The organism is Streptomyces sp. NPDC048462, from assembly GCF_043200175.1.
GTDB lineage: Bacteria > Actinomycetota > Actinomycetes > Streptomycetales > Streptomycetaceae > Streptomyces.
This window is the reverse complement of the sequence record NZ_JBICXG010000003.1, coordinates 185792-208820: the sequence shown is the minus strand read 5'-3', so window position 1 is coordinate 208820 and position 23029 is coordinate 185792. Positions and strand designations below refer to the sequence as shown.

At 67.1% G+C, this 23029-nt stretch carries 14 protein-coding genes and 2 pseudogenes; 10 read left to right on the top strand and 6 right to left on the bottom strand.

Annotation, left to right across the window (positions count from 1 at the left end; genetic code table 11):
• Position 1: 1 nt before the first annotated feature.
• Positions 2 to 496, bottom strand: a complete 495-nt coding sequence (locus tag ACGFU6_RS07025; RefSeq protein ID WP_393608636.1) for a hypothetical protein — start codon at positions 494 to 496, stop codon at positions 2 to 4.
• Positions 497 to 1073: 577 nt separating this feature from the next.
• Between ACGFU6_RS07025 and ACGFU6_RS07020 the strand changes: the two genes are divergently transcribed.
• Positions 1074 to 3173, top strand: a complete 2100-nt coding sequence (locus tag ACGFU6_RS07020) for a hypothetical protein (protein ID WP_393608635.1) — start codon at positions 1074 to 1076, stop codon at positions 3171 to 3173.
• Positions 3170 to 9166, top strand: a complete 5997-nt coding sequence (locus ACGFU6_RS07015; protein ID WP_393608634.1) for a hypothetical protein — start codon at positions 3170 to 3172, stop codon at positions 9164 to 9166. The genes ACGFU6_RS07020 and ACGFU6_RS07015 overlap by 4 nt, the downstream gene beginning before the upstream one ends.
• Before the next feature lie 351 nt (positions 9167 to 9517).
• Here ACGFU6_RS07015 and ACGFU6_RS07010 read toward each other — a convergent pair.
• Positions 9518 to 10129: pseudogene (locus tag ACGFU6_RS07010) on the bottom strand (ISAs1 family transposase); the annotation flags it as partial.
• Between the two features lie 116 nt (positions 10130 to 10245).
• On the opposite strand from ACGFU6_RS07010, the gene ACGFU6_RS07005 reads away from it, so the two are divergent.
• Positions 10246 to 10929, top strand: coding sequence for an alpha/beta hydrolase (locus tag ACGFU6_RS07005; RefSeq protein WP_328865053.1), 684 nt, complete (start codon positions 10246 to 10248; stop codon positions 10927 to 10929).
• 21 nt (positions 10930 to 10950) lie between these two features.
• Here ACGFU6_RS07005 and ACGFU6_RS07000 read toward each other — a convergent pair whose 3' ends face one another.
• Entirely contained in the window at positions 10951 to 12072 is a 1122-nt protein-coding gene (locus ACGFU6_RS07000; protein WP_393609059.1) for an IS630 family transposase, read from the bottom strand.
• 123 nt (positions 12073 to 12195) lie between these two features.
• Here ACGFU6_RS07000 and ACGFU6_RS06995 point away from each other — a divergent pair, with 123 nt between their 5' ends.
• Complete coding sequence (locus ACGFU6_RS06995; protein ID WP_393608633.1) at positions 12196 to 12714, top strand: DUF5655 domain-containing protein; 519 nt, start codon at positions 12196 to 12198, stop codon at positions 12712 to 12714.
• 94 nt (positions 12715 to 12808) lie between these two features.
• Here the strand turns inward: ACGFU6_RS06995 and ACGFU6_RS06990 are convergent, their stop codons facing one another.
• Positions 12809 to 13555: a DNA-methyltransferase gene (locus ACGFU6_RS06990; protein ID WP_393608631.1), complete on the bottom strand. Its 747-nt coding sequence runs from the start codon at positions 13553 to 13555 to the stop codon at positions 12809 to 12811.
• Between the two features lie 576 nt (positions 13556 to 14131).
• On the opposite strand from ACGFU6_RS06990, the gene ACGFU6_RS06985 reads away from it, so the two are divergent.
• The 6 genes and pseudogenes from ACGFU6_RS06985 to ACGFU6_RS06960 form a co-directional block, all read left to right on the top strand.
• A complete protein-coding gene (locus ACGFU6_RS06985; protein WP_393608630.1) occupies positions 14132 to 15265 on the top strand; it encodes a C40 family peptidase in 1134 nt (377 codons plus the stop codon).
• Between the two features lie 83 nt (positions 15266 to 15348).
• Positions 15349 to 15657: a DUF6112 family protein gene (locus tag ACGFU6_RS06980; protein ID WP_393608629.1), complete on the top strand. Its 309-nt coding sequence runs from the start codon at positions 15349 to 15351 to the stop codon at positions 15655 to 15657.
• Positions 15657 to 16343, top strand: coding sequence for a hypothetical protein (locus ACGFU6_RS06975; RefSeq protein ID WP_393608628.1), 687 nt, complete (start codon positions 15657 to 15659; stop codon positions 16341 to 16343). The genes ACGFU6_RS06980 and ACGFU6_RS06975 overlap by 1 nt, the downstream gene beginning before the upstream one ends.
• A 27-nt stretch (positions 16344 to 16370) precedes the next feature.
• The gene (locus tag ACGFU6_RS06970; protein ID WP_393608626.1) at positions 16371 to 17762 is read left to right on the top strand and encodes an ATP-binding protein; all 1392 of its coding nucleotides are present in this window, start codon (positions 16371 to 16373) and stop codon (positions 17760 to 17762) included.
• Between the two features lie 143 nt (positions 17763 to 17905).
• Positions 17906 to 19378 carry an SCO6880 family protein gene (locus ACGFU6_RS06965; protein WP_393608625.1) on the top strand — a complete coding sequence of 491 codons (1473 nt, stop codon included), beginning with the start codon at positions 17906 to 17908 and terminating at the stop codon, positions 19376 to 19378.
• Positions 19379 to 19410: 32 nt separating this feature from the next.
• Positions 19411 to 19824, top strand: a pseudogene (locus tag ACGFU6_RS06960) (DUF6238 family protein); the annotation flags it as partial.
• 434 nt (positions 19825 to 20258) lie between these two features.
• Here ACGFU6_RS06960 and ACGFU6_RS06955 read toward each other — a convergent pair.
• Together ACGFU6_RS06955 and ACGFU6_RS06950 are read right to left on the bottom strand one after the other, a co-directional pair.
• The gene (locus ACGFU6_RS06955) at positions 20259 to 21311 is read right to left on the bottom strand and encodes a hypothetical protein (protein ID WP_393608623.1); all 1053 of its coding nucleotides are present in this window, start codon (positions 21309 to 21311) and stop codon (positions 20259 to 20261) included.
• Positions 21308 to 23026: a carbamoyltransferase gene (locus ACGFU6_RS06950; protein WP_393608622.1), complete on the bottom strand. Its 1719-nt coding sequence runs from the start codon at positions 23024 to 23026 to the stop codon at positions 21308 to 21310. Before ACGFU6_RS06950 ends, ACGFU6_RS06955 begins: the two co-directional genes overlap by 4 nt.
• Positions 23027 to 23029 lie beyond the last annotated feature (3 nt).

Here is a 23029-nt window from a genome sequence, read left to right as displayed (position 1 = left end):
GTCAGAAGATACCGAAGAAGCGATGCCACCAGCTGGGCCGCTGAACGTGCGAGGGCAGTCGGCTCGGCCCGTCGTAGTCGCTCTCCAGTAGTTCCTCGGCAACCACGGCATAGCCAAGCTCGGCCAGCGCCCGGTTGACCTTGGCAAGGTCCGCGCCGTCCAGCTCGCCCTCGGCCTGGGCGTCAGCCGTTCCGAGGAAGGCGCCCGGGTTGTCGGCGCAGACCAGAGCCAGTGAGCCGAACTTGCTCACGCAGACGACGATCCGAGTGCCGCATAGTGTTGCGTCCCCGGGCACGACGACGCGTCCGTACTCGCTGGAGTTCTGGGTGTCCTGCTCGGCCGTGCAGCGAGCTGCGAAGTCACCTTCGAGCCGGGCCGCCAGAGCACCGAAGTACATTGCGGCCTCGCCACGGTCATAGTGCTGCGGACGCTCCAGCCACCCCGGATCATCGAGCCCGCGCAGCAGCGCCGGTAGATCCGCATTGCTGTCACTCATGCGCTCATCCTGGCGCAGCAGCTCGGGGCACCACCACACTCACCGTTCCCCGACATCACCCATTCAAGTTCTGCAGCCGCCGTACCCTCTTGGCAACTTCGCGCAAGGCTCCGTGGCCTTCGTTCAGCCTGAGTCCAGCGTGTGGCCTGTCGGCCCGATGGTGATCGTCACGTAATGGCAGCCTCCAGGAAGGGCGAACTGGCCCTCGCCGCCGTGTGCTTCGGCCTCTGCGGCAGTGTGATCCGCATCGTCGCCGGGCACAGCATCTGGTGCAGCAGCCAGCCGCGGCCGATGGTTTGGGAATGCGCGGTTCATGGTCCCGACGGTGACCGCACGGTCCTTGAACCAATGCCGACCACTCCCCCCGCCCCCCTCTTGAGCTTTGCGATATCGCTGCGTTCCGGCTGGTTCGTGCGGTCAAATGGTCAAGTGCGGGCCGACAGGGCGGTCGGTGGCGAAGGGGGCTGCAGTGATACCTCGTGTCGAGACCTCTGCCCTACTATGCCCTGAGATATTCTGGCGGGTCGAAGAAGTACCGGCGTCAGTACGAGCAGCCATCGCCCATCGTCTAGAGGAGGTGACCGAGGCCCGCGGAGGCCTCCTCCACGCTTGCAGCGCGTTCAACTCCATCTACTTCGACTACGACCCGCGCCTCCGCCGCTATGTGCGCGACCCAGATCCCGACTGCTTCGCCACGGTCTCGGTCGGCGGCAGGCTTCCCGTGCTGCCAGCAGGGACGTTCGTCCGATTGACCCGCGGCAGTCGTGAACTATGGGGCGAGGTCGCTGCGGTGCTCGGCGCAGCAGCGGATGTCGATGAGGACGGTTGGACGGGAGCAGGCCGGTCCGGCGCTCCGGCGGAGGCGGATCAGGACCGGCAGCGCGTCATCATCGACACAGACATCTTTGGTCCCCTGAGTGTCAGCGAGTCGATTGAACGAGGGCGATGGCTCAGGCCAGGTGGCGGGCTAGAGAACGGACAGCTCTTAGGGCCCGTCCCTTCCTCGTGGGGCGATATCTCCGCGCGGGACCAGATCGGCTCGTTCGCCGCCTATCTCGCCGGTCCCGCCCGAGCTCTTCTCGACCTCGGCCCCCTGCCTGGCTGGCTCGCGTCCGACTCTACGAAAGTGAGCGACGCCGATATCGCGCGCTCAATCCGGACGGCTGTCGAATGCTTAGCGCAGATCATGACCACCGCCCCGGGCCTGCGTACGTGGGGCCTGTACGCCAGGCCTGCCGCCGACGCGGTCTCGTTCAGCACCTCGAATACGTTCCAAGAAGTGCGGAGGGCTGCCTGCCGGCCCGCCCCCGGCAATCGGGCCCGCTACTCAGCTCTGTGGCCGCTCCTGGACGCCCTTGTCCGAGGAGGTGAGCACGGAGGTGGCCTCACCGGCGTCGCCGGGGCGGCCTTGGCGATAGACGCGAACCTGGCTCTCGCGGACGCGACGACAGGCCGCCAACTACCCGACGGCATTGATCTCCGCGTAGATGACCTTTGGCAACATGGAGGCATCTGGAGGGCGCAACGTCTACCAGTGAATGACGTCCTCCGAGAACTCGACCCCCTCACCCCGGCCGGCATCGGGTTCACGGAGAGCCGCGAATCACGCACTGGTGTCCTATTGCCTCCATCCCCATCGGCCGGGTCGAGTAAGGCGAAATGCGGTGCGAGCCGGGTCACCGTCGTGCACATCGATGACGAGCTCATCGTCCTGTCAGTCGCGGTGAGCCAGGCTGACCTGTCGGCCGGCAGGCTACGACTCACCCGCGCCGTACTGGATCTACTGCCGCCCGGTGATCTGATTCTGCAGCTCCACCACGGCGGCTCCCCTCATTCGGACCACGGGGCAGAGCAACATGTACGCAGACACGAAGACGCTGTCCAAGCGATCAATTGGCCGACCGCGATACCACCAGGGCTTCACCTGACCGTCGCGGCGGCGCGCGCCGGAAGACGGCTGGTAGCCACGAGCCTTCGGCTAGCGAACCCCTTGGACGTCGCTGGCTTCGGGACCGTGAGCTGGCAATTCGACGAAGCACTCTTTTGCCTCGGCACCGGGTTGGACACCCCGCAAGGGACTCAGCAGAGTTGGCAGCCATGGGCGCCCCTGGTGACCAGGGGACCATGGCGACCGGCCGTGGCGGCGTTGGAACACCTAATCGTCGAGGCCCTTAAGAGGGACGGCGATCGGGGACTTGCCGACAGCCGCCAACTCGACGGCCGTCGTCTCACCGCGGCCCTCTTTGGTCCGAACGTACGTTCCGCTGCCCTGCTGTGGACCATCATTCACACCTGCGAAGACATGACCGTACTCGGATTGCTGACTCAGTCCCCGGGTCATTCGGGCGGGCCAGACGTGTTCACGTGGTGGCCGTCCACCCCTGAAGCAAAGGAAGCCAAAGCGGCGGCGGAATGGGGTGCCGATGATGCAGGTCCGCCTCTCAGTCGTCGCTGGATTCGCCCTCAGCGACGTCGGCTACCGCCTGAACAACGGCCTTCGCTCAAGGCGCAGCTCGACTACGCCCAGTGGCGTGTAGAAGTCGAGGGCATCAATGCCGACACCAAACTCCCGCCCGGCACAACCTTCGTGCACGGGCATCTGAAAGGGTCAGGGCCCGGGAAGCCCTGGCACCGACATGTACCCCATGAGCTGGAAGGCAATTCGGGAAACGGATGACCAAGGTCAAGATGACGTCTAAACCGCGCACCAAGGCTATCGGCCCGCCTCCCGAACTGGCGGAGGCAGTCAAAGAGGGGCTCGAACGACTAGGCGATCCCCTGAGTGATGTTCTCACCCTGCTCGATCAGTCCCGCCTGAGTGACCTACTCAATAGAATGGGCAAGACTCGGCGGACGCGCCTACTGCAGCGACTGCACGTCCCGGCCATGGGACGGCTCACACCCACCGTCTGTTCACACGCGTTGACGCAGCTACGTTCAAGTCGGCCCCCTGCACAGCGGCAACAGGATGCCGAAACCCTTGGCAGCCCCCTCTTTGAAAGCCTCGCCCAGGAGCGAGCCGAATGGCTGGAGGGTCGCCGCAGCGGCGCTCTGGAGGAGAGCCTTGAGCAGGCCCCGCGCGACGAGCTGCTCCTCGCGGCGATCGCCTTCTGGGATACAGATCCCAGTCAGTCACACGTGCTCGCCTGGACCCTGCTGAATCGGGCATTGCCATCCTGGCCCGCAACGGAGGTGGAGACGCTCGCACGCTCATGTGCCCGGCTTTCCACAGAGTGGGACGCGCTCTACGCGGTCGATCGGTTCTCGCCACCCGAGGCGGCGACAGGCCGGCCGACGTCTACAGAAGAATGGCCCACAATCGTTCTGGACGGCGCCCGCCAATGCGAAGACACCGCTGAGCGGCTGGAGACCCTGTTGGAGCAGGCAACCAGCTCCGCGCGACAGGCCTGGGAGTCTCTTGGCCGGGGAGTCTTACCAGACTCGAACGCTTGGGAGTCCGTCCAGGCACTCCATTCGATGGCAGGAGCGCTGACATCCGCTCTGACAACGATCGATCCTGCGAGCGGATCTTTGTTTGAAGTTCCGGTTCGACTCGACAGTCTTCTGACGGCTCTTCACCACCGCGGAGTTGAGCTCAGAGAGAGGGAAGACTTGTTGTCTGGGCTTGACCGCGTCGTGCGCGTGGTGACGTCCCAGTCTCATCCTGCATTCGACAGCCTTCGAGCCCAGGCAGACAGGCTCGCTGCGCATGCAATCTGGTCCGCCGAAGACGTAAACCTCGCCAGGCTGCTTACAGACGTCGTCGCACTCTCCGACGCCGTCCAACGCGACGACGATCTGGGAGTGGAGCACCTAGACGGACGGTTGCGTGGGGCGCTGCCCGAGGAGCTGCGCGCGGTCGTGCTCCTCGTAGTCCGCGGCAAGGCCTCATTCCCAGCGGACGCCGACACGAACCGGGCCCTACCCGCACCGCGCGCACCCGCCGCCGCGGCCACGGCGCCCGAGCACGAGTCAGCTGATCCAGTGGTTTCCGCGACCCAAGGCGTATCGCGTGATGCGCCGGAAACTGGCGACCCTCTTGGACTGGGAAACGTTGCCGGCACAACTGTTCCTGCTGCGATCGAACCGTTGGCGAACGACCCCCACGAGGTTCCCATCCCGGAAGGTACCTCGTCTCTAAAGAACGACGGAGCCACTCCTGGTCTGCCCCCAGGTGCCGACGATCAGGACCTGTCGCAAGAAGCGGAGCTGAGCCAGCCTCACATCGCAAGAAACTCCGATGCTGCTCACGCCGCGGCCGTCGAAACCCCTCCGAGAGTCCTTCCAGCCATTCCTCAGGAGCAACCCACCACTCCCGCGCCATCCTCGAATGAGGAAAGCAGTCATTCGAGCATCGTCCTGGAGTGCCTAGGCCAGCACGAGATCGCCCTGGCATATCACGCAGCGCAGGCAGCAGGCCTAGGAGAACTCGCCCCGGCCCTCAAGCTGTTCATCCTGGCCGACACAATGCGCAGCGCGACTGGGGTCTGCGCGGACATGTTCCTCAACGAGTCGGCGAATCGCCCCACCGAACCAGACAAGAGCCTCGGCTCGGTTGATCTCTTGCTGCGCGCCGCGGCCTTCCTACGTGTCTGCCTCGTCTGTGGAGATCCGGGAGTAGGCGAGGCCCTCCGCTTCGTCGCCGACCACGTTCAAGGCATGCCAACGCTCCACTCCATGCTCACGACGGTCGCTGAAGTCTGCGCCCGAGGCCAGTTGACCGGGCAGACGTTCGGACAAGAGGTAGATCGCCCCGCTCACGAAAACGATCTGAACGTCGATGTGACGTCGGTGAGCGCCCTGGCTCGCGAAAGCCTCACGGAGCCCCGAACCCTGCACTTCCCGCGAGCCAACGAAATCGTTCGTGCGTGGTGGGCCGAACACGGGCCCATCGGCTCGCTCTTGCATGCCGCTGCTGAAGACGACCGAACTCGCCTCGACACGGTCCGCTCCCAACTCCTGGCCCTGCGCAAGCCTGAGGCGCTGGGGAAGCTACTCTCCAAGACCGACACCGCTTTGAAGGGAAAGTCTTCTTCACGGCTCCAAGGCGCAGCGCGACGGCGGATCCTGCACTACGCGCACGAATCACTGGAGATCGTGCACGAGTGGCTGACCTCCGTCCGGAACTCGGCACCTATAGCGCCTTCACCCATCTTCAGCCACCTGGCCTCCCGTCTGGCTCCGCTGGCCACTGACCTGGCCACGGAGATCCGCGCATTGGAGGACTCCGTGAGCGCTTCTCGCGATGCCCTGCTGCCAACTGCAGCACATCTGACGCTCGCATCCGTACGCGGGAGCATTGCCCTCTTGCGCACAGGACAGCTCGGCGGCCTCGAAAGCGCGCCGAACATCGCGCTCAACGCCGACCTACTGCGATGCACGGACCTTGAGTTCGACGCTGAGCTCTCCCCGCTGCGCGATGCGACGTCAGATGATGTGTCCAAAGCACTCGTCACTTCATGGGAGACGGCAGCACGTGACCACGCCTCAGCGGAGAACTACGCCACCGCCCGCACATCTCTGGAAATGCTCGAGTTGCAGGGCGGCCGCAGCGAAGTCGTGAGCAAACTCAGAGGAGAGCACCACCGCCTGCGTGCCGACAGCCGTCGCGAGGTGGAAGCCCTGCGCCTCACTGTCACGCACCGTGCGGAGACAGCAGCTCGTCTCGGCCAGCTGGAAGAACCAGGACGCTCTCGAATCTCGGCACGCCTGGAGGCAGTCAAGCGGAACCTCGGAGGAGACAACCTGGGGACGGTACGACGCGAGTGCACAGAGATCCTCGGACAGCTCGACATCCAGAGGGAGGAGGAACGGACCAAATTCCAGACCAAGGCAACCCAGTTACTGAACAACTCCGACGCCTCAGCATCCATGGCAGACAAGATCCGCGCGTTGATCTCCCAAGGAGACCTGGCGACCGCTGAGGAGTTCCTACTGGCCGTGCGCGAGGGGAACGAGCCGCCGACCGTCGAGCCCGCCACAGACTTCAACGCCTTCTTTCCCACGGTCTGTGACGCACTGGAGTCAGGCATCACCCCCGAACTCATCCGGGAGGCCGGCAATGGAGGGACCCACCGCGGACTGGACTTCTCGGACCTGGCGCCCGCTCAGCGATCTCAGACCGCTGACGCCCTGACCGCCCTGCAACAACTGCACACCCAGTGGAATACCTTCCGCACCCGCAAGCACCACCTGAAACTCACTCTGCGCCTGGCAGGCATCGAATACATCGACGAGACAGACGCGGGACTCACGGGGCCGGCTACCCGGCGCTGGTTCGACATCACCGACGTGAAACTGGTCGGACCCTGCCGCCTTCCACAGTTTGGCTCGGGCTCGGACGGCCGACTGCGGGTAATGACCACCAGATCAGTATCCGACGCCCGCACCCTACTGGGTTGGATCGAACAGGACGTCAGTCCGCTCCCCGTGCTCGTGGTGGTAGCCGGGTCGCTAGGGGTCGCACAGCGACAGGCCCTCGCCCGTGAATGCGTGTCCCGACGGGACAAACCAGTACTCGTTCTCGACGCGTCCGCCCTGGCATTCCTGGCCGCTCGCGGCACCGGCCTGTTCGCCACGACCGAACGTGTCCTGGCGCCCTTCAGCGCAGTGATCCCCTACTTCCCGGAAGCAAGCGACACTCTGCCCGCCGAAATGTTCTACGGTCGCAGTGATGAACTGTCCGCCGTCCTGGACGCCCAAGGTTCGAGCATCCTGTACGGCGGCAGGCGGCTCGGAAAGTCCGCACTGTTGAAGGCCGCAGCCGCGCGGTACAGGAAAACACGGCATCACGTCAGTCGCTACATCCCACTGCCCTCGGGGATGGGCCTGACCCCGGGAGACATCTGGGACCTACTCGCGCGCAGCCTGCATCAGTCCGGCATCGCCGAACGGCGCGCTCACAGGGCGAGCACCATGCATCAGGTCGAGGAAGATATTGACCGCTGGCTCCAGCACGACAAGGCACGCAAACTACTCATTCTCTTCGATGAATGCGACGAATTCTTCGACGGCGACGCTCGCGAGAATTTCGTACACACCACGGCCCTACGTAACCTCATGAGTTCCAGCGGACGAAGATTCAAACCGGTATTTGCCGGCCTCCATCAGGTTCAGCGCTTCGCCTCACTTCCCAACCAACCGCTGGCCGGAGCTCACTTCGGAGAGCCCCTGGTAATCGGCCCCCTCAGCCCCGGAGCCGCATTCCGACTCCTCTACGATCCCATGCAAGTACTCGGTATCCGCTTCGAGAGCGACACCCTGATTCACCGCGCCCTCGCCTATGCGAACTACCACCCGAAGATTATTCAGCACATCGGGCTTGCACTGGTACTTGAGACACACAACCGACGAACCCCCGCAGAGGGGCCACCTTGGACCATCAACGAGGAGACCCTGGAACGAGTCATCGGGTCCACCTCACTCGACAAAAGCATCCGGGACACCGTCCGCCTCACCCTCCACCTCGACCCGCGGTACAAACTCATCGCACTCGTCCTGGCACTGCACGCATTCCGCCACGGAGTGGACCAGCCCATCGCAGGTCGCGAACTGCGCACCGAATGCGCCGAGTGGTGGCCAAAGACCCTCTCCGTCACTCCTCCCGACGAATACCGCGCGCTACTTGAGGAAATGGCCGGACTGGGCATCCTCGCCGCAGACGATTCCGGATGGCGTCTACGCTCATCCAACGTACTGAGGCTCTTGGGCAGCCCCACCAGCATCGAGGAAGAACTGTCCTCCCAGGAGGGCGAAGCCGTTACTGCTCTGTCTGCTGCACACTCGCGCAGGCCGCTCCCGGGCGGACTCATCAGCCCCCTAACCGAGGCACAGATCGCAGACCTGACCAGGCGCCGCAACGGCCTCAGAATCGTGATCGGCACCAGAGCAGCAGGGCTCGAAGACGTCGAAGCAGCGCTTGTCGGTCAACAAGAACGTGTCACAAGCATCGCACCCCTGATCATCCCCAGCTCACCGAAGGACTACCGCAAGGAACTGCAGGCGGGTCGGGCAGGCCGCCAGCACCGAATCATCGTCAGCGACACCCGAGGTTTCGGCCCCAGTGCCTTGCGTCAGTCGCTGGACCAGGCACTGGCACTCCAGCCCCCGGAGGGCGTAAGCCGCTGTGTGGTCGCACTCTTGGACCCCTCTCAGATGGAACACCTAAGTGAGTTGACCAGCGCGGACGAGGAAAATATCGTGCTCCTCCAGCTCACCACCGCGGACGGCCTCCGTAGCTGGACCTCCAGCGAGGACCCAATGACGCCTTACTACGAACCTGCGCAACGAGCTGCGCTCCTGGAGACCACCGGCGGATGGCCGATTGTCCTCAACCACCTCCTGACACTGGCCGTCAAGGGATACTCACCGCGAAAAGCCCTTGCGCAACTCACAAACGAGATCAAGGGCAATGAAGGTGTCCGCCTACTGGAAGCAACCGGTCTGACTGATGCCGTCGCACTCCACCCCTTGATGCACCAGCTGGTCGCAGAATTCGATGCCCCGCTCCCTCTCGACGACCTTCACGAACTACTCCAACCCGAGTATCCAAACATCGAATTCCTATTGACAGCTCTGCGCCGGATGAACGTCCTTGTCTATGGCGATTCACAAGGCCTCGCGGTAGAGCCGATCCTCGCCGCCGCATGGCGTCACCACGGGCCGCATTGATCCGAGACGGTGCCCCCGGCCGGACTGTGGGCCCGCTGAAACTACCCCAAGTCCACACCTCAAACACCACAGCTCCTCCAGCCGACCGCCACCGCGTGAGATATCTGTTGGTCGCGCACTGGTCCCACCCCTGGCCGACGCTCTTCGGCCAGGGGTGGCTACTTTCCGAGGTTGTTTTAGCCAAGGAGGGTGGATAGGAGGCCATGCCCAATGAGTCTGGGTCCCGACCCGTCACGTGGCTCTTGTTTCGGAACGCGGTGAGACAGGCAGCTGCGGATATGCAAGCGAGGGCGACGAACAGGCGGGGGTATCCGCCAGGGCGGCGTCATTCAGGTGACGTGTCCTGGTTGATCACATGATGCCGAGGGTGATCAGTGGACGGTTTGCGTCGCGGGTGTGGTGGCGGAGTCCAGCGGCGATGTTCGTCTGGCTGGCGAGTCGGAGAGCGCCGATGGCCAGGTTGCGTAGGGATGCCATGGCACGTGGAGCGGTGCCGGTGCGAACGCGGGAGGCGTCCTCGGCGTACGTGGTGTCTCTCACGTGGTGGATCTTGTTCTCGATGCCCCAGTGGTTGCGGACGCGGCGTGCGATCTCGGTTGCGTCGGCCTGCTCCGCGGTCAGGTCGGTTACCCCGTAGATGCGTTCCAGTGTGACCTTGCCGGTAGTGACGATCTGTCTGCGGCGCACGATCTGGATGGCCTGCACCGCATGTGGGAACGGGATCCCCGTCACGGTGGCGGCCTTGATCCGGCGGATCTCGTCGCGGCCGTGTGCGGTGGCCCGGGTCTTGTCCTGAAGTGGTACTTCCCGCCATGGCAGGGCCTTCAGCCACCGTTGCAGGGTGGGGTGGTTGCCCTTGATCAGTGCGATGTAGTGGGCGTGCTTGTCCTCGACGAGGAAGCGTGCGTGAGCGGTCTGCGAGTGGAGGGCGTCGAAGGTGACCACCGTGCCGTGCAGGTCGAGCGGGGCTAGTGCTGTGACCGGGAACGTTTGCCGGGTTGGGGTGGCCTGAGCCCGTTGTCAGAGCCTCCCGATAACGTGCCGGCAGCCAGATCCGACTCTTCTCCGGGAGAACATCCGTGGACATCTTGCTCATCGCCGGCCTGTGGTTCGACGGATCCGCATGGGACGAGGTCGTGCCCGAACTCACTGCACTCGGCCACCGTCCCTTGCCGCTCACCCTCCCCGGCCAGGGCGACGGCACCGCCTCCGCGACGCTCGATGACCAGCTGGCAGCAGTGCTCGCCGCCGTTGATGCGGCACCGGGGAAGCCCCTGGTGGTGGGGCACTCCGCTGCATCGAGCCTGGCCTGGCTGGCCGCCGACGCGCGACCGGAGAAGGTGGCCAAGGTCGCATTGATCGGCGGCTTCCCTGCCGCCGACGGGCGGGCTTACGCCGATCACTTCGCGATTGAGGGCAGCACCATGCCGTTCCCAGGCTGGGGCCCGTTCGAGGGAGCGGACTCCGCCGACCTGGACCAGGAGACCAGGGACCGCCTTGCGTCCGCCGCTGTTCCTGTCCCCGAGGGGGTCGCCCGGGGAGTCATGCGCCTGACCGACGAGCGCCGTTTCGACGTCCCCGTTGTGCTCATCTGCCCCGAGTTCACCCCCGCCCAGGCCAAGGAGTGGATCGCCGCTGGCGAGAGCCCTGACCTCGCCCGCGTGACCCACCTTGAGTACGTGGACCTCGACTCGGGCCACTGGCCGATGGCCACCCGCCCCCACGAGCTCGCCCGCATCCTGGCGGAGGCCGCGAACTCGTAGTGCTGTGGCGGGGTTGGGTCGTCAGGCCACTTCCGGTAGTGGTCTGCCGCCCCAGCGGATGCCCTTTTCGCTGCGGATGCGGGCGCGTTCCTTGCGTTGGGCGGCGAGTATGTCGGGGTGTCGGGCGTTGGCGTTGCGCCAGCGCAGGTAGGCGTGCAGGGCCCGGGTCTGCACCGGGTGGTTCGGGTGGTTGGAGTTGGCCAGGGTGAACTGCCGCAGCGGCCCGAAGTGCGCCTCGATCGGGTTGGCCCAGGAGGCGTAGGTCGGGGTGAAACATAGCTCGACCTTGTTGCGGGCCGCCCAGGCGCGGATCTTCGTGCCGCAGTGCGCGGACAGGTTGTCCAGGATGACGTAGATCGGGGCGCCATCCGGACGGGCCGCCCGAATCGACTTGAGCGCGGCGAGGGTGGGGCCGGCGCCTTTGCGGCGCCGGTTGACGCCCCATAGCCGATCGGTGCCCACGGCGTAGCAGCCGTGGAAGTAGGTGACGCCGTGGGTGCGGTGGTAGGTGGCCGGCAATCGGTCCGGCTTGCTCAGCTGGGCCCAGCAGGATCCGGCGGTGGGCCGGATACCGAGCGGCCCGAACTCGTCGAAGGCGAAGGTCCTATCCGGCCGCTCATGCAACGCGAATTCGATCCGCGCCAGCTTCGCCTCGAAGTGGGGATCCGGTGACTCCTTCCAGGTCTTGGTGCGCTGGAAGGTGATCCCGCGGCGGGACAGTAAGCGGCGCAGCGCCTCACGGCCAATGCGGATCGGCCCCGATGGCAGGCGCTGCAGGTGCTCGGCGAGCTTGCGGATCGACCAGCGGGTGAACGGCTTGCCGAGCCTGGTCGGGCGGGTGGTGGCCGTCGCCACGACGAGGTCCTCGTCGTCAGGCGTCAGTAGGCGGGGACGACCTCCCGCCCATCGAGGGTCCAGGCAGGCTAGGCCGATCTCGTTGAAGTGGTGAATGACGTCGCGGACGGTGTCCTCGTCCGCGGCCACCAGCCGGGCGAATACCGGCACGGTGTTCCCGCCGGCTGAGGCCAGCAGCATCATCGCCCGCCGATAGCGCACCGTGTTGGTGCTGCCCCGGCGCACGATCTGCTGCAGCCTCTGCCCCTCCTGCTCGGTCAACCTGCGGACCCTGACTGGTGGCGCCACCATGCCTCCCCACCCGAACGGACAGATCTCCTCCATCCAATCCGGGCAGGCCCAGCCACCGGGCAGAAACCGGTGAACCTATGTGGTCACAGCACTAGCTTCTCGCACCACGATCGTGTGGCCGTGCAGCGGCTGCCTGAGCGGATTGACCTGTTGCGCTATCGGGTCTTCGAGGGCGGCCTGCTGAGCTTGCTGCTCGTCGACTCCTCGCACGGCTCGGCGACCGCTGGTTCGTCTCGGCGGACCAGGGAGCGGAACGCTGCGGCCATCAGCCCGCCGTCGATGCAGACGACTTATGGGCCGGTGGGCGCGAGTCTCGTCCCGGCGTGCTTGCGGGATCTGTACAAGGAGTTGGACGAGGCGCTCACGGCATGGGACGAGGTCGAGGCGGCGGCCCTCCGGCACTACATCGCCTACCGACGGTTGGTGAATGTCGCCTCCGTGATCTTCCGTCCGAAACACGAGGCGATCCTGGTCTATCTCAGACTCGACCCCGACACGGCCGAACTGGAGGAGGGCTTCACCCGGGACATGCGCGGCATCGGACACCTCGGGACCGGCGACCTGGAGGTCCGCCTCGTCTCGGCGGGCGACCTGGAGAAGGCGGCACCGCTCATTCGGCGGGCGTTCGAAGCCGCCTGACACACCAGGAAGGGCGGCTGATGCAGCGGCTACTCGATGCACCAGCCGCCCTTCGGCGTTCCGCGGCCCGGCCCAGAGTTGTCCGCTCTCATACTCACGCCTCCGGTCCGGCGAGCTCGAAGTCATCCTTCGTCAGTTCGGCCCGCAGCCGCTCCTCGGCGACGTCGGCGTAGTGCGCGGACAGCTCGACCCCCACGAAATGGCGTCCCTCGCGCAGGGCAGCGACCCCCGTGGAGCCGCTGCCCGTGAACGGGTCTAGGACGGTGCCCCCCTCGGGGCAGACCTGGACGAGCTGCTGCATGACCTCGACTGGCTTCTGGGTGATGTGAACCCGGCCCTTGCGGGGCTGGGAGGCGATGTAGTGGCCCGGCAGGTAGAGGTCGCGGGTGTTGTCGAGGGAGCCCTTGACGCCCCAGATGATGAACTCCGAGTCCTGCTTCGGTCCGCCCTTGCGGGGCCGGCTGGAGGGCTTGATCCACGAGATGGTGCCGCTCCAGGTCCATCCCGCCATCTGCAGTGCGTCGGAGGTGGTCGGCTCCTGTCGCCAGTCGGTGAAGACCATGGCGACCGCGTGCTCGGCCGAGGCCCGGTAAGCCTCGGTGAGCAGTTCGGTGAGCCAGGAGCGGTAGGAACGCTGGTCGCGGTTCTCACCGGGGAAGTTGGCCAGGGCGTGGGCACAGTTACTGGTGACGTATTTGGCTCGCGCAGTGCGCCCGGTGCGGTCCGAGCTGGTCCGCCCGCCGGAGTTGTACGGCGGGTCGGTGATGACGGCGTTGACACTCTCGTCCGGGAGGGTCTTCAGCACGGTGAGGGCATCGCCTCGGTGCAGCGTGTAGCTCATGTGCGGGGCCTCTTTCAGGGCACGGCGGGACTGGACCAGCTCCGGACGTCGCTCATCAGCGTTCGTTCCGAGCGGGGTTGCGCCGGACGTTAGCCGCGTTTTCCGGCCAGCCATAACGAGCCGTTGCGCCGGCCGAGGACGCGGGCGCGAGTCGTTTGGTGCGGCCGGGATCCGGGTCTACTGTCTCGCCATGTCACCGGGGCGGAACAGCGCTCCACCCCAACTGACCTGTGCTTATTCGTGCTGTCTCCTCCAAATGGGCGACGCGACGGGCCCGTTAGACCCCATCTGAGTGGCCGTGAGGAGAGCTGGTGTACCACCTGAGATTACGAGCGCGGCTGACTGCCGCGCTTGACGCAAGACCGGCGTCCGGGAACTACCAGTTCCCGGACCCGGGCCCGCCCTGAAAGGCGGATTCACATCGGCGCAGTGCCGGCGGCTTTGCACGAGAAGCCGGCACTGCGCCTCCTACGAACCACGAGGAGCCGCTGCTATGCAGCATGCCCTGATGCACCCACGTTCCGACCCGATACCTCTGTCCCCCTGGCTCGACCTGGCCAGTGAACGGCAGCGACAGTGAAGAAGACCACCGGAGCCGTCGTCGGTCTCCTCGCGTCCGGTCCGCTATTGCTGGCCATTCCGATCGTCGCCTTCGGAGCCAGTACGGCGTCAGCCTCCTGCTCTGCCGGCGAGGCACAGTCTGTGGACGCCGCAGCTGTTGCCTCGCAGGTGAAGGCCATCCTGGACGGCGGCGACAAGGGTGCGGTCCCGGTGGCGGGGCTTGATGATCCTGTCGGCCAGATACCCAACGCCAAGACGATCCAGGCCACCGGCGTCGCGATGAACGTTCCGGCCCGGGGGCAGGTCGTGGCCCTGGCCACTGCCCTGCAGGAGAGCGGCCTGCGGAATCTCACCTACGGCGACCGCGATTCGCTGGGCCTCTTCCAGCAGCGACCGTCGCAAGGGTGGGGCACGGCGAACGAGATCCTCGATCCGGTCCACTCCTCGACCAAGTTCTACGAGGGGCTTCGGAAGGTCTCCGGCTGGCAATCCCTGTCCGTCGCGCAGGCCGCTCAGGCCGTACAGCGGTCAGGCTTCCCGGACGCATACGCCAAATGGGAGCCCCTGGCCACAGCCTTGCAGAAGGCCATCGAACCCCTGCTGTCGAACGCCGACGGCGCGGCACCGAGCCCCTCCCCCTCTGAATCTGCTGGCACCGGGACCCCTTCATCCGGTACCGCGGGGGGTTGCACGACCGACGGGGACGGAACCATCCCTCCCGGCGCGGTACCAGACGAGTACAAGATCCCGGCCCATGCTCCAGCAAAGGTTCAGACAGCGATCCGCTGGGCCCTCGGTCAGCTCAAGACGCCGTACCAGTGGGGCGGAAGCTGCACCGACTCCCACGGCAAGACCCCGATGGGCCGCTGCGACTGTTCCTCCCTCATGCAGCAGGCATACAAGGCCGCCGGGGTCACCCTGACCCGGACCACGTACATGCAGGTCAAGGATGGCAAGGCCGTATCGGTCGACGCTCTGAAGCCTGGCGACCTCCTCTTCACCGAGGGGACCGCCGCCGCGCCCGAGCACGTCGGAATGGCGATCGGGCAGGGCTTGATCGTCCACGCCCCGCACACCGGTGACGTCGTGCGAATCACGACCGTCGCGTCCTGGAAGTCGCGCGTTCTCGCGGCCCGCCGAGTCGTCTGACCGGCGCTCCACCGTTTCTCACTTCGCACACCGCTGCTTCGCCCTTCCGGACTGCGGCGCACTCATACGAACTGGGGTTCCCCATGCATCTCGCTGATCAGGTCATACAGCTCGCCTACGACCCCGGGATCCGGCCGAACGAGGGCGGCCTGCCTGGGCTCAGCGTGCTCAAGCAGGTGATGGGCTCGATCAACCTCTTCGGCATCATCGCCGTGGTCGGGGCCCTCGCGGTCAGCGCAGGCGTGTGGGCATGGGGCCACCACTCCGGCGGCCACCAGTCGGAGGCCAACGGCAAGAAGGGTGTGATGGTCAGCGCGGGCGCGGCCCTTCTGCTGGGAGCCGCGAACGGTGTGGTCGCGTTCTTCAGCACGCTGGGGACGCAGGTCCACTGATGCCCTCCCACTCCTCGAACCCCGGCGGCACATCTCGCGTGCGCCGCCGGGCGCTGCTCGGCACCGTCGTTCTGGTGGTGCTCGTCGCCCTCGCCGGCCTGGCTGCCTACCTCACCCGCGAGGGCAGGGGCTCCACCGAAGCTGACGCACATCCCGCGGGTTCGCCCTCCTCCTCGTCGACCCCCTCACCGTCCAGGTCGCCCTCGCCGAGGTCCCACCCACGGTCTCTCCCGGCGCCACTGGACACCCACGATCCGATCGCTTTCGGGAAGGCGGCCGCCGATGCGTTGTGGTCCTACGACACCCGCGTGTACTCCCAGCCAGAGCTGCTGACAGCCCTGCACCGGTGGTTGACCACGGAGCGCAAGTACGCCGACCCCGATTCGGTCGACGCAATCGTTCCCTCGCCCGTGCTGTGGAAGGAGATGGCCGCCAACGGCCAGTTCGCCACCTCCACGGTGAACGAGGGGCACTTCCCCGAAGCGTTTTCCCGCGCCCTGCAGGAGGATCCCGGAACGATCACGCAGGCGTACGTCTACGCCGTGACGGTCTCCGGTAAGCAGTCGATCGCCTGGAAGGGCTCGCCCGCCGGCGGCGCGGAGAACCGTGTAACGACGCTCGCGGTCCAGTGCCGCCCCTCCCACCCCTGCGCGCTGGCCGGCGTCATGCCGTCCGTTGCGCCCTGACCTCGAACCCTGAAAGGAGGTATCCCCATGGGAGTCTGCGACTTTCCGCTGATGGACAAGGTGTGCGGTGCTGTTGACTTCGCCAGCAACCCGGCCGGGGCCGTTACCGACGGCATCGGCGCGTGGATCGCCAAGTCGATGGGCGAGCTGGCATCCGCCGCTGCGGATCTCGCCGCCAAGGCGGTCAACGGAACCACCCTCATCGACCTGAACGCCGGATGGTTCAGGGACAACTACGAACTCCTGCTTCCCATCGGTCTCGCACTGACCGTCGGCACGTTCTGCATCCAGCTGATGTCCGCGGCCTGGCGACGTGACGAGCGCGCCCTGGCCCAGGCTGCCATCGGCACCATGACCGGCGTGCTGTTCAGCTTCTGCGCCGTCGCCTTCACCACTGTCGCCATCACCGTCGTCGACGCATTGTCCGACGGCTTGTTCAAGGCAGCCAACAGCTCCATCGACGACGCAGTCCGGCGCGTGGTCAAGGTCACCGAGCTGGGAGCCATGTTCGGCATGGGCTGGGGCGTACCAGCCATGGTCGCCCTGGGATGCGCCATCGGCGCGTTCATGTACTGGGGCGTGATGGTCGCCCGCAAGGTGGGGGTCCTGGTCATGGTCGCCCTCGTCGTGTTCGCCGGCGCCGGCGGCGGGTGGGAGGTCGCCAAACGGTGGCGGCGTGGCTGGATCGAGGCCACCGCCACCCTGATCGTCTCTAAGTTGCTGATGACCGTGGTGTTCCTGATCGGTGTCTCGGCGATGGGCAAGTCGGATGCGCACGGCGGCATGGCCGCTCTCTCCGACGCGATGTCCGGCATCGTCGTAATGGTCCTGGTGCTGCTCTGCCCGTACGCCACCTATAAGTTCGTCCACTGGGCCAGCGACGGCGGCGGCCACGACGACCTTCATCGCACCGGCGTCGCCGGTATGGCGGTGGCCGCCGGAGCCGCGAAGACCGCGGGCACCCTCGCCATGCGGGTAGGCACCGGCTCCCCCGCACCGCAGGGTCCCAGTCAGGTGCCCGGCGCGAGCACCGATGGTGTCGCCTCCGGAATCAACCCCACCGGCAGCACGCTCAGCAAGGAGGGGATCGACTCCGGACCACCCAAGGCGCAGACCAACTTCCGGTACGGCGAAGACCCGAACGCGACGGGCGATAAGGGCCGGGCCCTGATCCAGCGCCCCGGAATCCCGCCGCTCATCAACCGACCCGGCGGGGGCGGATCGGGAGCCTCCGAAGGAGACACCGCGGGCGGCGACCTCGTCGCCGCTCCGGCCCCGGGCAGCAGCGTGACGCGCGCCGGCAGCGCACCACCGGCGGCTCCTGCTGCAGCACTGCCCTCCTCCACGGGGCCGTCGGCAGCCGGTTCCCCGACGCCGACCACCTGGGTGCACCCCAGCCAGCCGCCCTCGGGTTCCTGACCCATCGCATCCGGGGGCGGGCTGTACTCGCGGCCCGCCCCCGTGCCCCGCACCGCCGATCACCAGAAACGGAGTCCCGCCATGACGTCCAGAAGAGCGCCGTGCGCCCCGCCCCCCGCCCGCTCCCACTCTCTGGAACAGCCATGTCCCACAAGCACCAGGCCGAAGCCACCACGGCCAGCGTCAAATTCCCGCACCGCTCGCGGCGCGGCATCCTGCTCGGCCTGACCGCCTCGCAACTGATTGTCGTGAGCCTCACCGGCGTGTTCCTGCTCGCGGTGATTGTCACCCGCGGCGTGGTCGGTGCCCTCGAACTCATTCCGGTCTGGGCCGCCATCGCCCTCCTCGTGTTCGTCCGCTACCGAGGCCGCGCCCTGGCCGACTGGGCCCCGATCGTCACCCGGTACGCCCTGCGACGTATGGGGGGCCAGTTGATCTGGCTCACCCGGCCTTCCCGCCGCCCGATCCGCGACGGTCTGCTCCACCTGCCCGGCACAGCGGCGAGCCTGCGCGTGGTCACCGCTCCCGACCGCCGATACGGCGCGGTCCACAACCCCCACACCGGCACCCTGACCGCCGTCGTCAAAGTCTCCTCCCGCGCCTACGCGCTGCTCGACCCCGGCACCCAGAACGCCAACGTCAACGGATGGGGACGCGTACTGGCAGCGCTCGCCCGCACCAGCCAGGTCGCCCGGATCCAGGTGATCGAGCGAACCGTGCCGGACTCCGGCGACGCGCTGCGCCGGTACTGGGAGGAGCACGGCCAGCCCCATGCCCCCGTAGCGGGTGCCGTCTACGGCGAGCTGATCCAGAGCGCCGGGCCGGCGGCTGCGCCACACGAGGCGTACGTCGCGGTGTCCCTGGACGCCAAGGCTGCACGACGGCTGATCAATCAGGCCGGTGGCGGCCTCACCGGCTCCTTCAGCGTGCTGGCGCAACTGACCTCGACCTTCGACCAGGCCGCGCGAACCGCTGGCCTCAACCCCACCGGCTGGCTCACCGCCCGCGAGATCGCGGCCGTCGTACGCACCGCATACGACCCCAAGGCCCATGCCTCACTGGACCGTTGGTCCACCGCAGGGCATCCGGAGGCCGAGCCTTCGGCGGCAGGCCCGGTCGTGGTCATCGAGAAGGCCGACCACATCGTGACCGACTCGGCCGTCCACGCCACGTACTGGATCGAGAACTGGCCCCGCACCGAAACGTCGGCAGGCTTCCTGCATCAACTCCTGTTCACCGCCGGTGTCCGCCGCACCCTGTCGCTGTCGTACGAGCCGAAGGGTCTGGACGCCGCCCTACGGGACGTCCAGCGTAAAAAGTCCAGCGTGATCGCGGATGCCGCCGAGCGAGCCCGACGGGGCCAGGTCGACTCCGAGGCGGACTCGATCGAGTACCAGGACATCAAGTCCCGCGAGCGCCAGCTCATCGCCGGCCACGCGGATGTCGCCCTGACCGGGCTATTGACCGTCTCGGCCGACTCGGCGGACGAACTCCGCTCCGCCTGCGCCGTCGTGGAGACCGCGGCCGTCGGCGCCCAGATCGACCTCCGGCCACTCACCTGGCAGCAGGCCGAAGCCTTCACCGCCGCCGCCATGCCGCTCGCCCTCGCCGCCTGACGCCGGCCCAGCCCCCTCCGAAAGAGCACCCCATGTCCCGCACCGCCAGCCCGTCCCCGCAGGACTTCGTGCCCTTCGCCACCGCCGCCCTCGACTTCCATCGCTCGCTCAACATTCCGGGCGGTCCCCTCGTCACCACCCGCGCCGAACTGGACACCCTGCACGCCCACCTGGTCTCGCTGCACGGCTTGCTCGACGCCCACGCCGCCCGCACCGGCCAGCTCGTTCCGGTCGAAGGCGACCAGCTCCGCGCCACCCGCACCCGGATCTGGCAGGCCGCCGACCACATCCACGCCGCGTACCACGCAGCACCCCGGCCAGACTCCGGCGAGGTGCCCGAACGCGAGTCGTGCCAGGCGGGTCTGCCTGAGGGGGCTCCGGAGCTGACCATCTGCCAGCGCCACCAGCGCACCGCGCACCTAGTACGTCGCCGCACCACCCCGGCCTGCACCCCGTTGCCCTTGTGTCCGGCCCCGTGTCGGATCTGCCGGGAGAAGATCCCGTACAGCGCCGCCACGGTCGACACGTCCATCAGGACCACCGTGTCGCAGGCTTCGAGCCGTACCTGCAGCGTCGAGTTGTAGTTGCCGTCGATCACCCACCGCGGCTGCGCGACCAGTTCGCGCTGCACGTCGGTGAACTTGTCCATGGGCAACGCGTTCCACTCGTCGTCGTAGAACGCGGCGTCCAGGTGCGTCACCGGGGCGTCGAGGATCCTGCCCAGTTCGCGGGCCACGTGGGATTTGCCGCTGCCTCCGCAGCCGACGATGGCGACCTTCTTCATGGTGCTCCAGCGTAGAGAGGTTCGGGTGTCCGGCGGCCCCATCCTCCGGGACGCGCCCGGAAGATCCGCGCGCCGTGGTCGATCGAGCGGTCTGCATCAAGCAGCTCCCCGCTCGGTCGCGGTGGCCTGGAGGAGGCCGTGCAGGACGGACTCCAGGGTGTTGACCTGCTTGCACAGGCCGAACAGGCGCAGCCGGTCCACACATGCGGCGATCAGGGCCGCGTGCTGCTCGGTGCCGGCGATCTCGCGCAGGTAGGAGAGGCGTTCGAGCACGTCGTCGCCTGAGCGCACGACCAGCTCCTTCGGGACGAACCGGTCGGCGAAGCGGATGTCCGCCGGGGCCAGGGGCAGGCATCCGGCGAGCACGGCCTCGAAGATGCGCTGGGTCATCTGCCCAACGGCGGCGTACCGCTCGGGCAGCATGAGCACCGTGGCCAGGGAGCGGCCGTAGATGTCGGCGGCGTCCTCGAACGGGATCCGGCCCGCGAAGCGGACGTGCGGCCAGCGGCCGGTCTTCGTCCACTTCCCGGCGACCAGGTGCTCGACGCGGGCGGCGGCCGGGGCGAAGAAGCGGTCGAAGGATTCGTCCCGGTCGTACTGGTTGCCCACGTAGCCGAGCGCGAGATCCCGAGGCCGCGCCGCGAGGGTGAGGGGATCGGTCTGGGCGAGGAGGTCCTCGGCGACGGGGAAGAGCAACGAGTACGCGCCGGGGCTCGGGGCGAGGGCGGCCTCGCAGACGCGGGTGTGCGCAGTGCGGCGCCACACGCTTTCGGCTCGTAGGGTGCGGTCCTTGTCCCAGATCACCGTAGGTGTCTGGTGCCGCACGGTGTAGTGGTTGATGAGCTGGGCCTGGCGGTGCAGGTCGCAGGTGTGTCCCTCGCTCCCGCACACGGTGGTGTTGCGGCCGGTGATCGCCCAGCGCCACTCCAGGAACAAGGCGTCGATGTCCGGAACGCCATCGTCGAAGGCGTACGTGCCGCCGAGGTCGTCGTCGGCTTCGATACGGTCGCGGTCAGCCTGCAGGAAGACGACGTCGTGCCCGCGGTCGAGGAGGGCGTCGATGAAGGGGCGGCGGTGGCTGCGGCCCCCGTCGGGGGTGTCGGTGACCCCGTTGCCGAGGAAACCCCAGAAGCTGTATCCGATTTTCACTTGGTGATCCACCGCCCTTCGAGGAGCAGGGCATCGAGCCCGGAGTTGGACAGGCAGTCCAGGGCCATCTCCGGTGTTCCGCAGATGGGCTTGCCCTTGACGTTCAGGGATGTGTTGATCAGCACGGGCACGCCGGTACGGCGACCGAAGGCGGTCAGAACCGCGTGCATGAACGGGTTCTGCGCCTTGGTGACGGTCTGGAGGCGGGAGGTGCCGTTGGCGTGCACGATGGCCGGCACGTGCTCGCGCGCCTTGTCCGTCACGCCGGAGGCCATGGACATGTACGGCGCCTGCTGGCCGAGGGTGAAGAAGTCCGCGGCACGCTCGGCCAGGATCATGGGGGCGAAGGGCCGGAACGGCTCGCGGAACTTCACGGTGGCGTTCAGCCGCTCGACGACGCCGGGCTCCAGTGGGGAGGCAAGGATCGAGCGGTTGCCCAGAGCCCGCGGCCCGGCTTCAACGGCCCCCTGGAACAGCCCGACGATGGTGCCGTGGGCCAGCTGACTGGCAAGAAACTCTGCGGTTTCGATGCCCAGGTTCTTCTGGTGAAGGCCGGGCCAGGTCGCGAGATCGAGGGGCCGGTCCTCGTAGGACGGGCCGAGGTAGCAGGTGCGGGCGACGCCGACCACCGGGCGTGGGCTGTGGCCGTCGACGTGCACGGCAAGGGCAGCACCGATCGCGGTGCCGGCATCACCGGGCGCGGGCGGCACGAAGACCTCTTCGAAGATGCCGGCCTCGATGATCCGCCCGATGCTCACGCAGTTCGTGGCGACTCCGCCGGCCACACACAGGCGGCGGGAACCGGTGAGCACGCGAGCACCGCGGGCGAGGTGCACCATCACCTGCTCGGTCCGTTCCTGAAGGGCCGCCGCCAGGTCCCGGTGGACTTCGGCCAGGGGCTCACTCGGGTGCCGTTCGGGGCAGGTCTCGGCGATGAAGCGGGGGGACGTCCGCTCGTATCCCGACGTCAGGGTGCGCGTGGGGAAGTAGGCGGGGTTGATGCGGAATCCCGTTGCCGTCGTACGGACGGCCTGGGCGAACAGGCGGCGGAAGCGGGCCGGATCGCCGAGGGCGGCCAGCGCCATCACGGTGCCCTCCTCGTCGCCCCGGCGCCAGCCCAGGTGCTCGGTGACGGCGCCGTACACATACCCCAGAGAGGCCGGGTCGTTGATCGCCTCCAGGGTCTGCGCGCGGGGCCGGAGCGTGTCGTGGCCGAGAGCGATGGTGGTGGTCTGGCGCTCGCCGAGGCTGTCGACCACGAGCACGGCGGCTTCGTCCCAGCCAGAGGCAGCGAAGGCCGTGAGCTGGTGGGCGCGATGGTGCAGGACCGGCATGACGCGGGCGGCGGGGAACTGCCGACCGATCAGACGCATGCGCTGCTGGGTGCGCACGGCCACCTTGGCGAACCCGTGTGCTCGGGCGATGGCCCGGTCGCGCGTCGCCGGGGAGAGCGCCAGCCGCAGAGCAGCGGGCGACTCGGCGAGGTAGCGGGCGGGCTGGAAGTTGTAGGCGACGGCGTCCACGTCGGCCGCGGTGAGCTTGGCCTGGTCGAGCAGCCATGCGACCGCGTGGGCCGGGTACGCCTTGGTGTGCTTCTGCTCTGAGAGGCGTTCTTCCTCGACAAAGCCGACCAGTTCGCCGGCCACCAGCAGGGCTGCCGACGAGTCATGGGTGTACGAGCACAAGCCGAGGACGACCGCGGGGGTGCGTTTCATGGC

Bases quoted from the DNA above. Each gene is read 5' to 3' on its own strand.
- ACGFU6_RS06965 (WP_393608625.1), top strand. From the start codon at position 17,906: ATGTCCCACAAGCACCAGGCCGAAGCCACCACGGCCAGCGTCAAATTC.
- ACGFU6_RS06970 (WP_393608626.1), top strand. From the start codon at position 16,371: ATGGGAGTCTGCGACTTTCCGCTGATGGACAAGGTGTGCGGTGCTGTT.
- ACGFU6_RS06950 (WP_393608622.1), bottom strand. From the start codon at position 23,026: ATGAAACGCACCCCCGCGGTCGTCCTCGGCTTGTGCTCGTACACCCAT.
- ACGFU6_RS06975 (WP_393608628.1), top strand. From the start codon at position 15,657: ATGCCCTCCCACTCCTCGAACCCCGGCGGCACATCTCGCGTGCGCCGC.
- ACGFU6_RS07025 (WP_393608636.1), bottom strand. From the start codon at position 496: ATGAGTGACAGCAATGCGGATCTACCGGCGCTGCTGCGCGGGCTCGAT.
- ACGFU6_RS06980 (WP_393608629.1), top strand. From the start codon at position 15,349: ATGCATCTCGCTGATCAGGTCATACAGCTCGCCTACGACCCCGGGATC.
- ACGFU6_RS07015 (WP_393608634.1), top strand. From the start codon at position 3,170: ATGACCAAGGTCAAGATGACGTCTAAACCGCGCACCAAGGCTATCGGC.
- ACGFU6_RS06990 (WP_393608631.1), bottom strand. From the start codon at position 13,555: ATGAGCTACACGCTGCACCGAGGCGATGCCCTCACCGTGCTGAAGACC.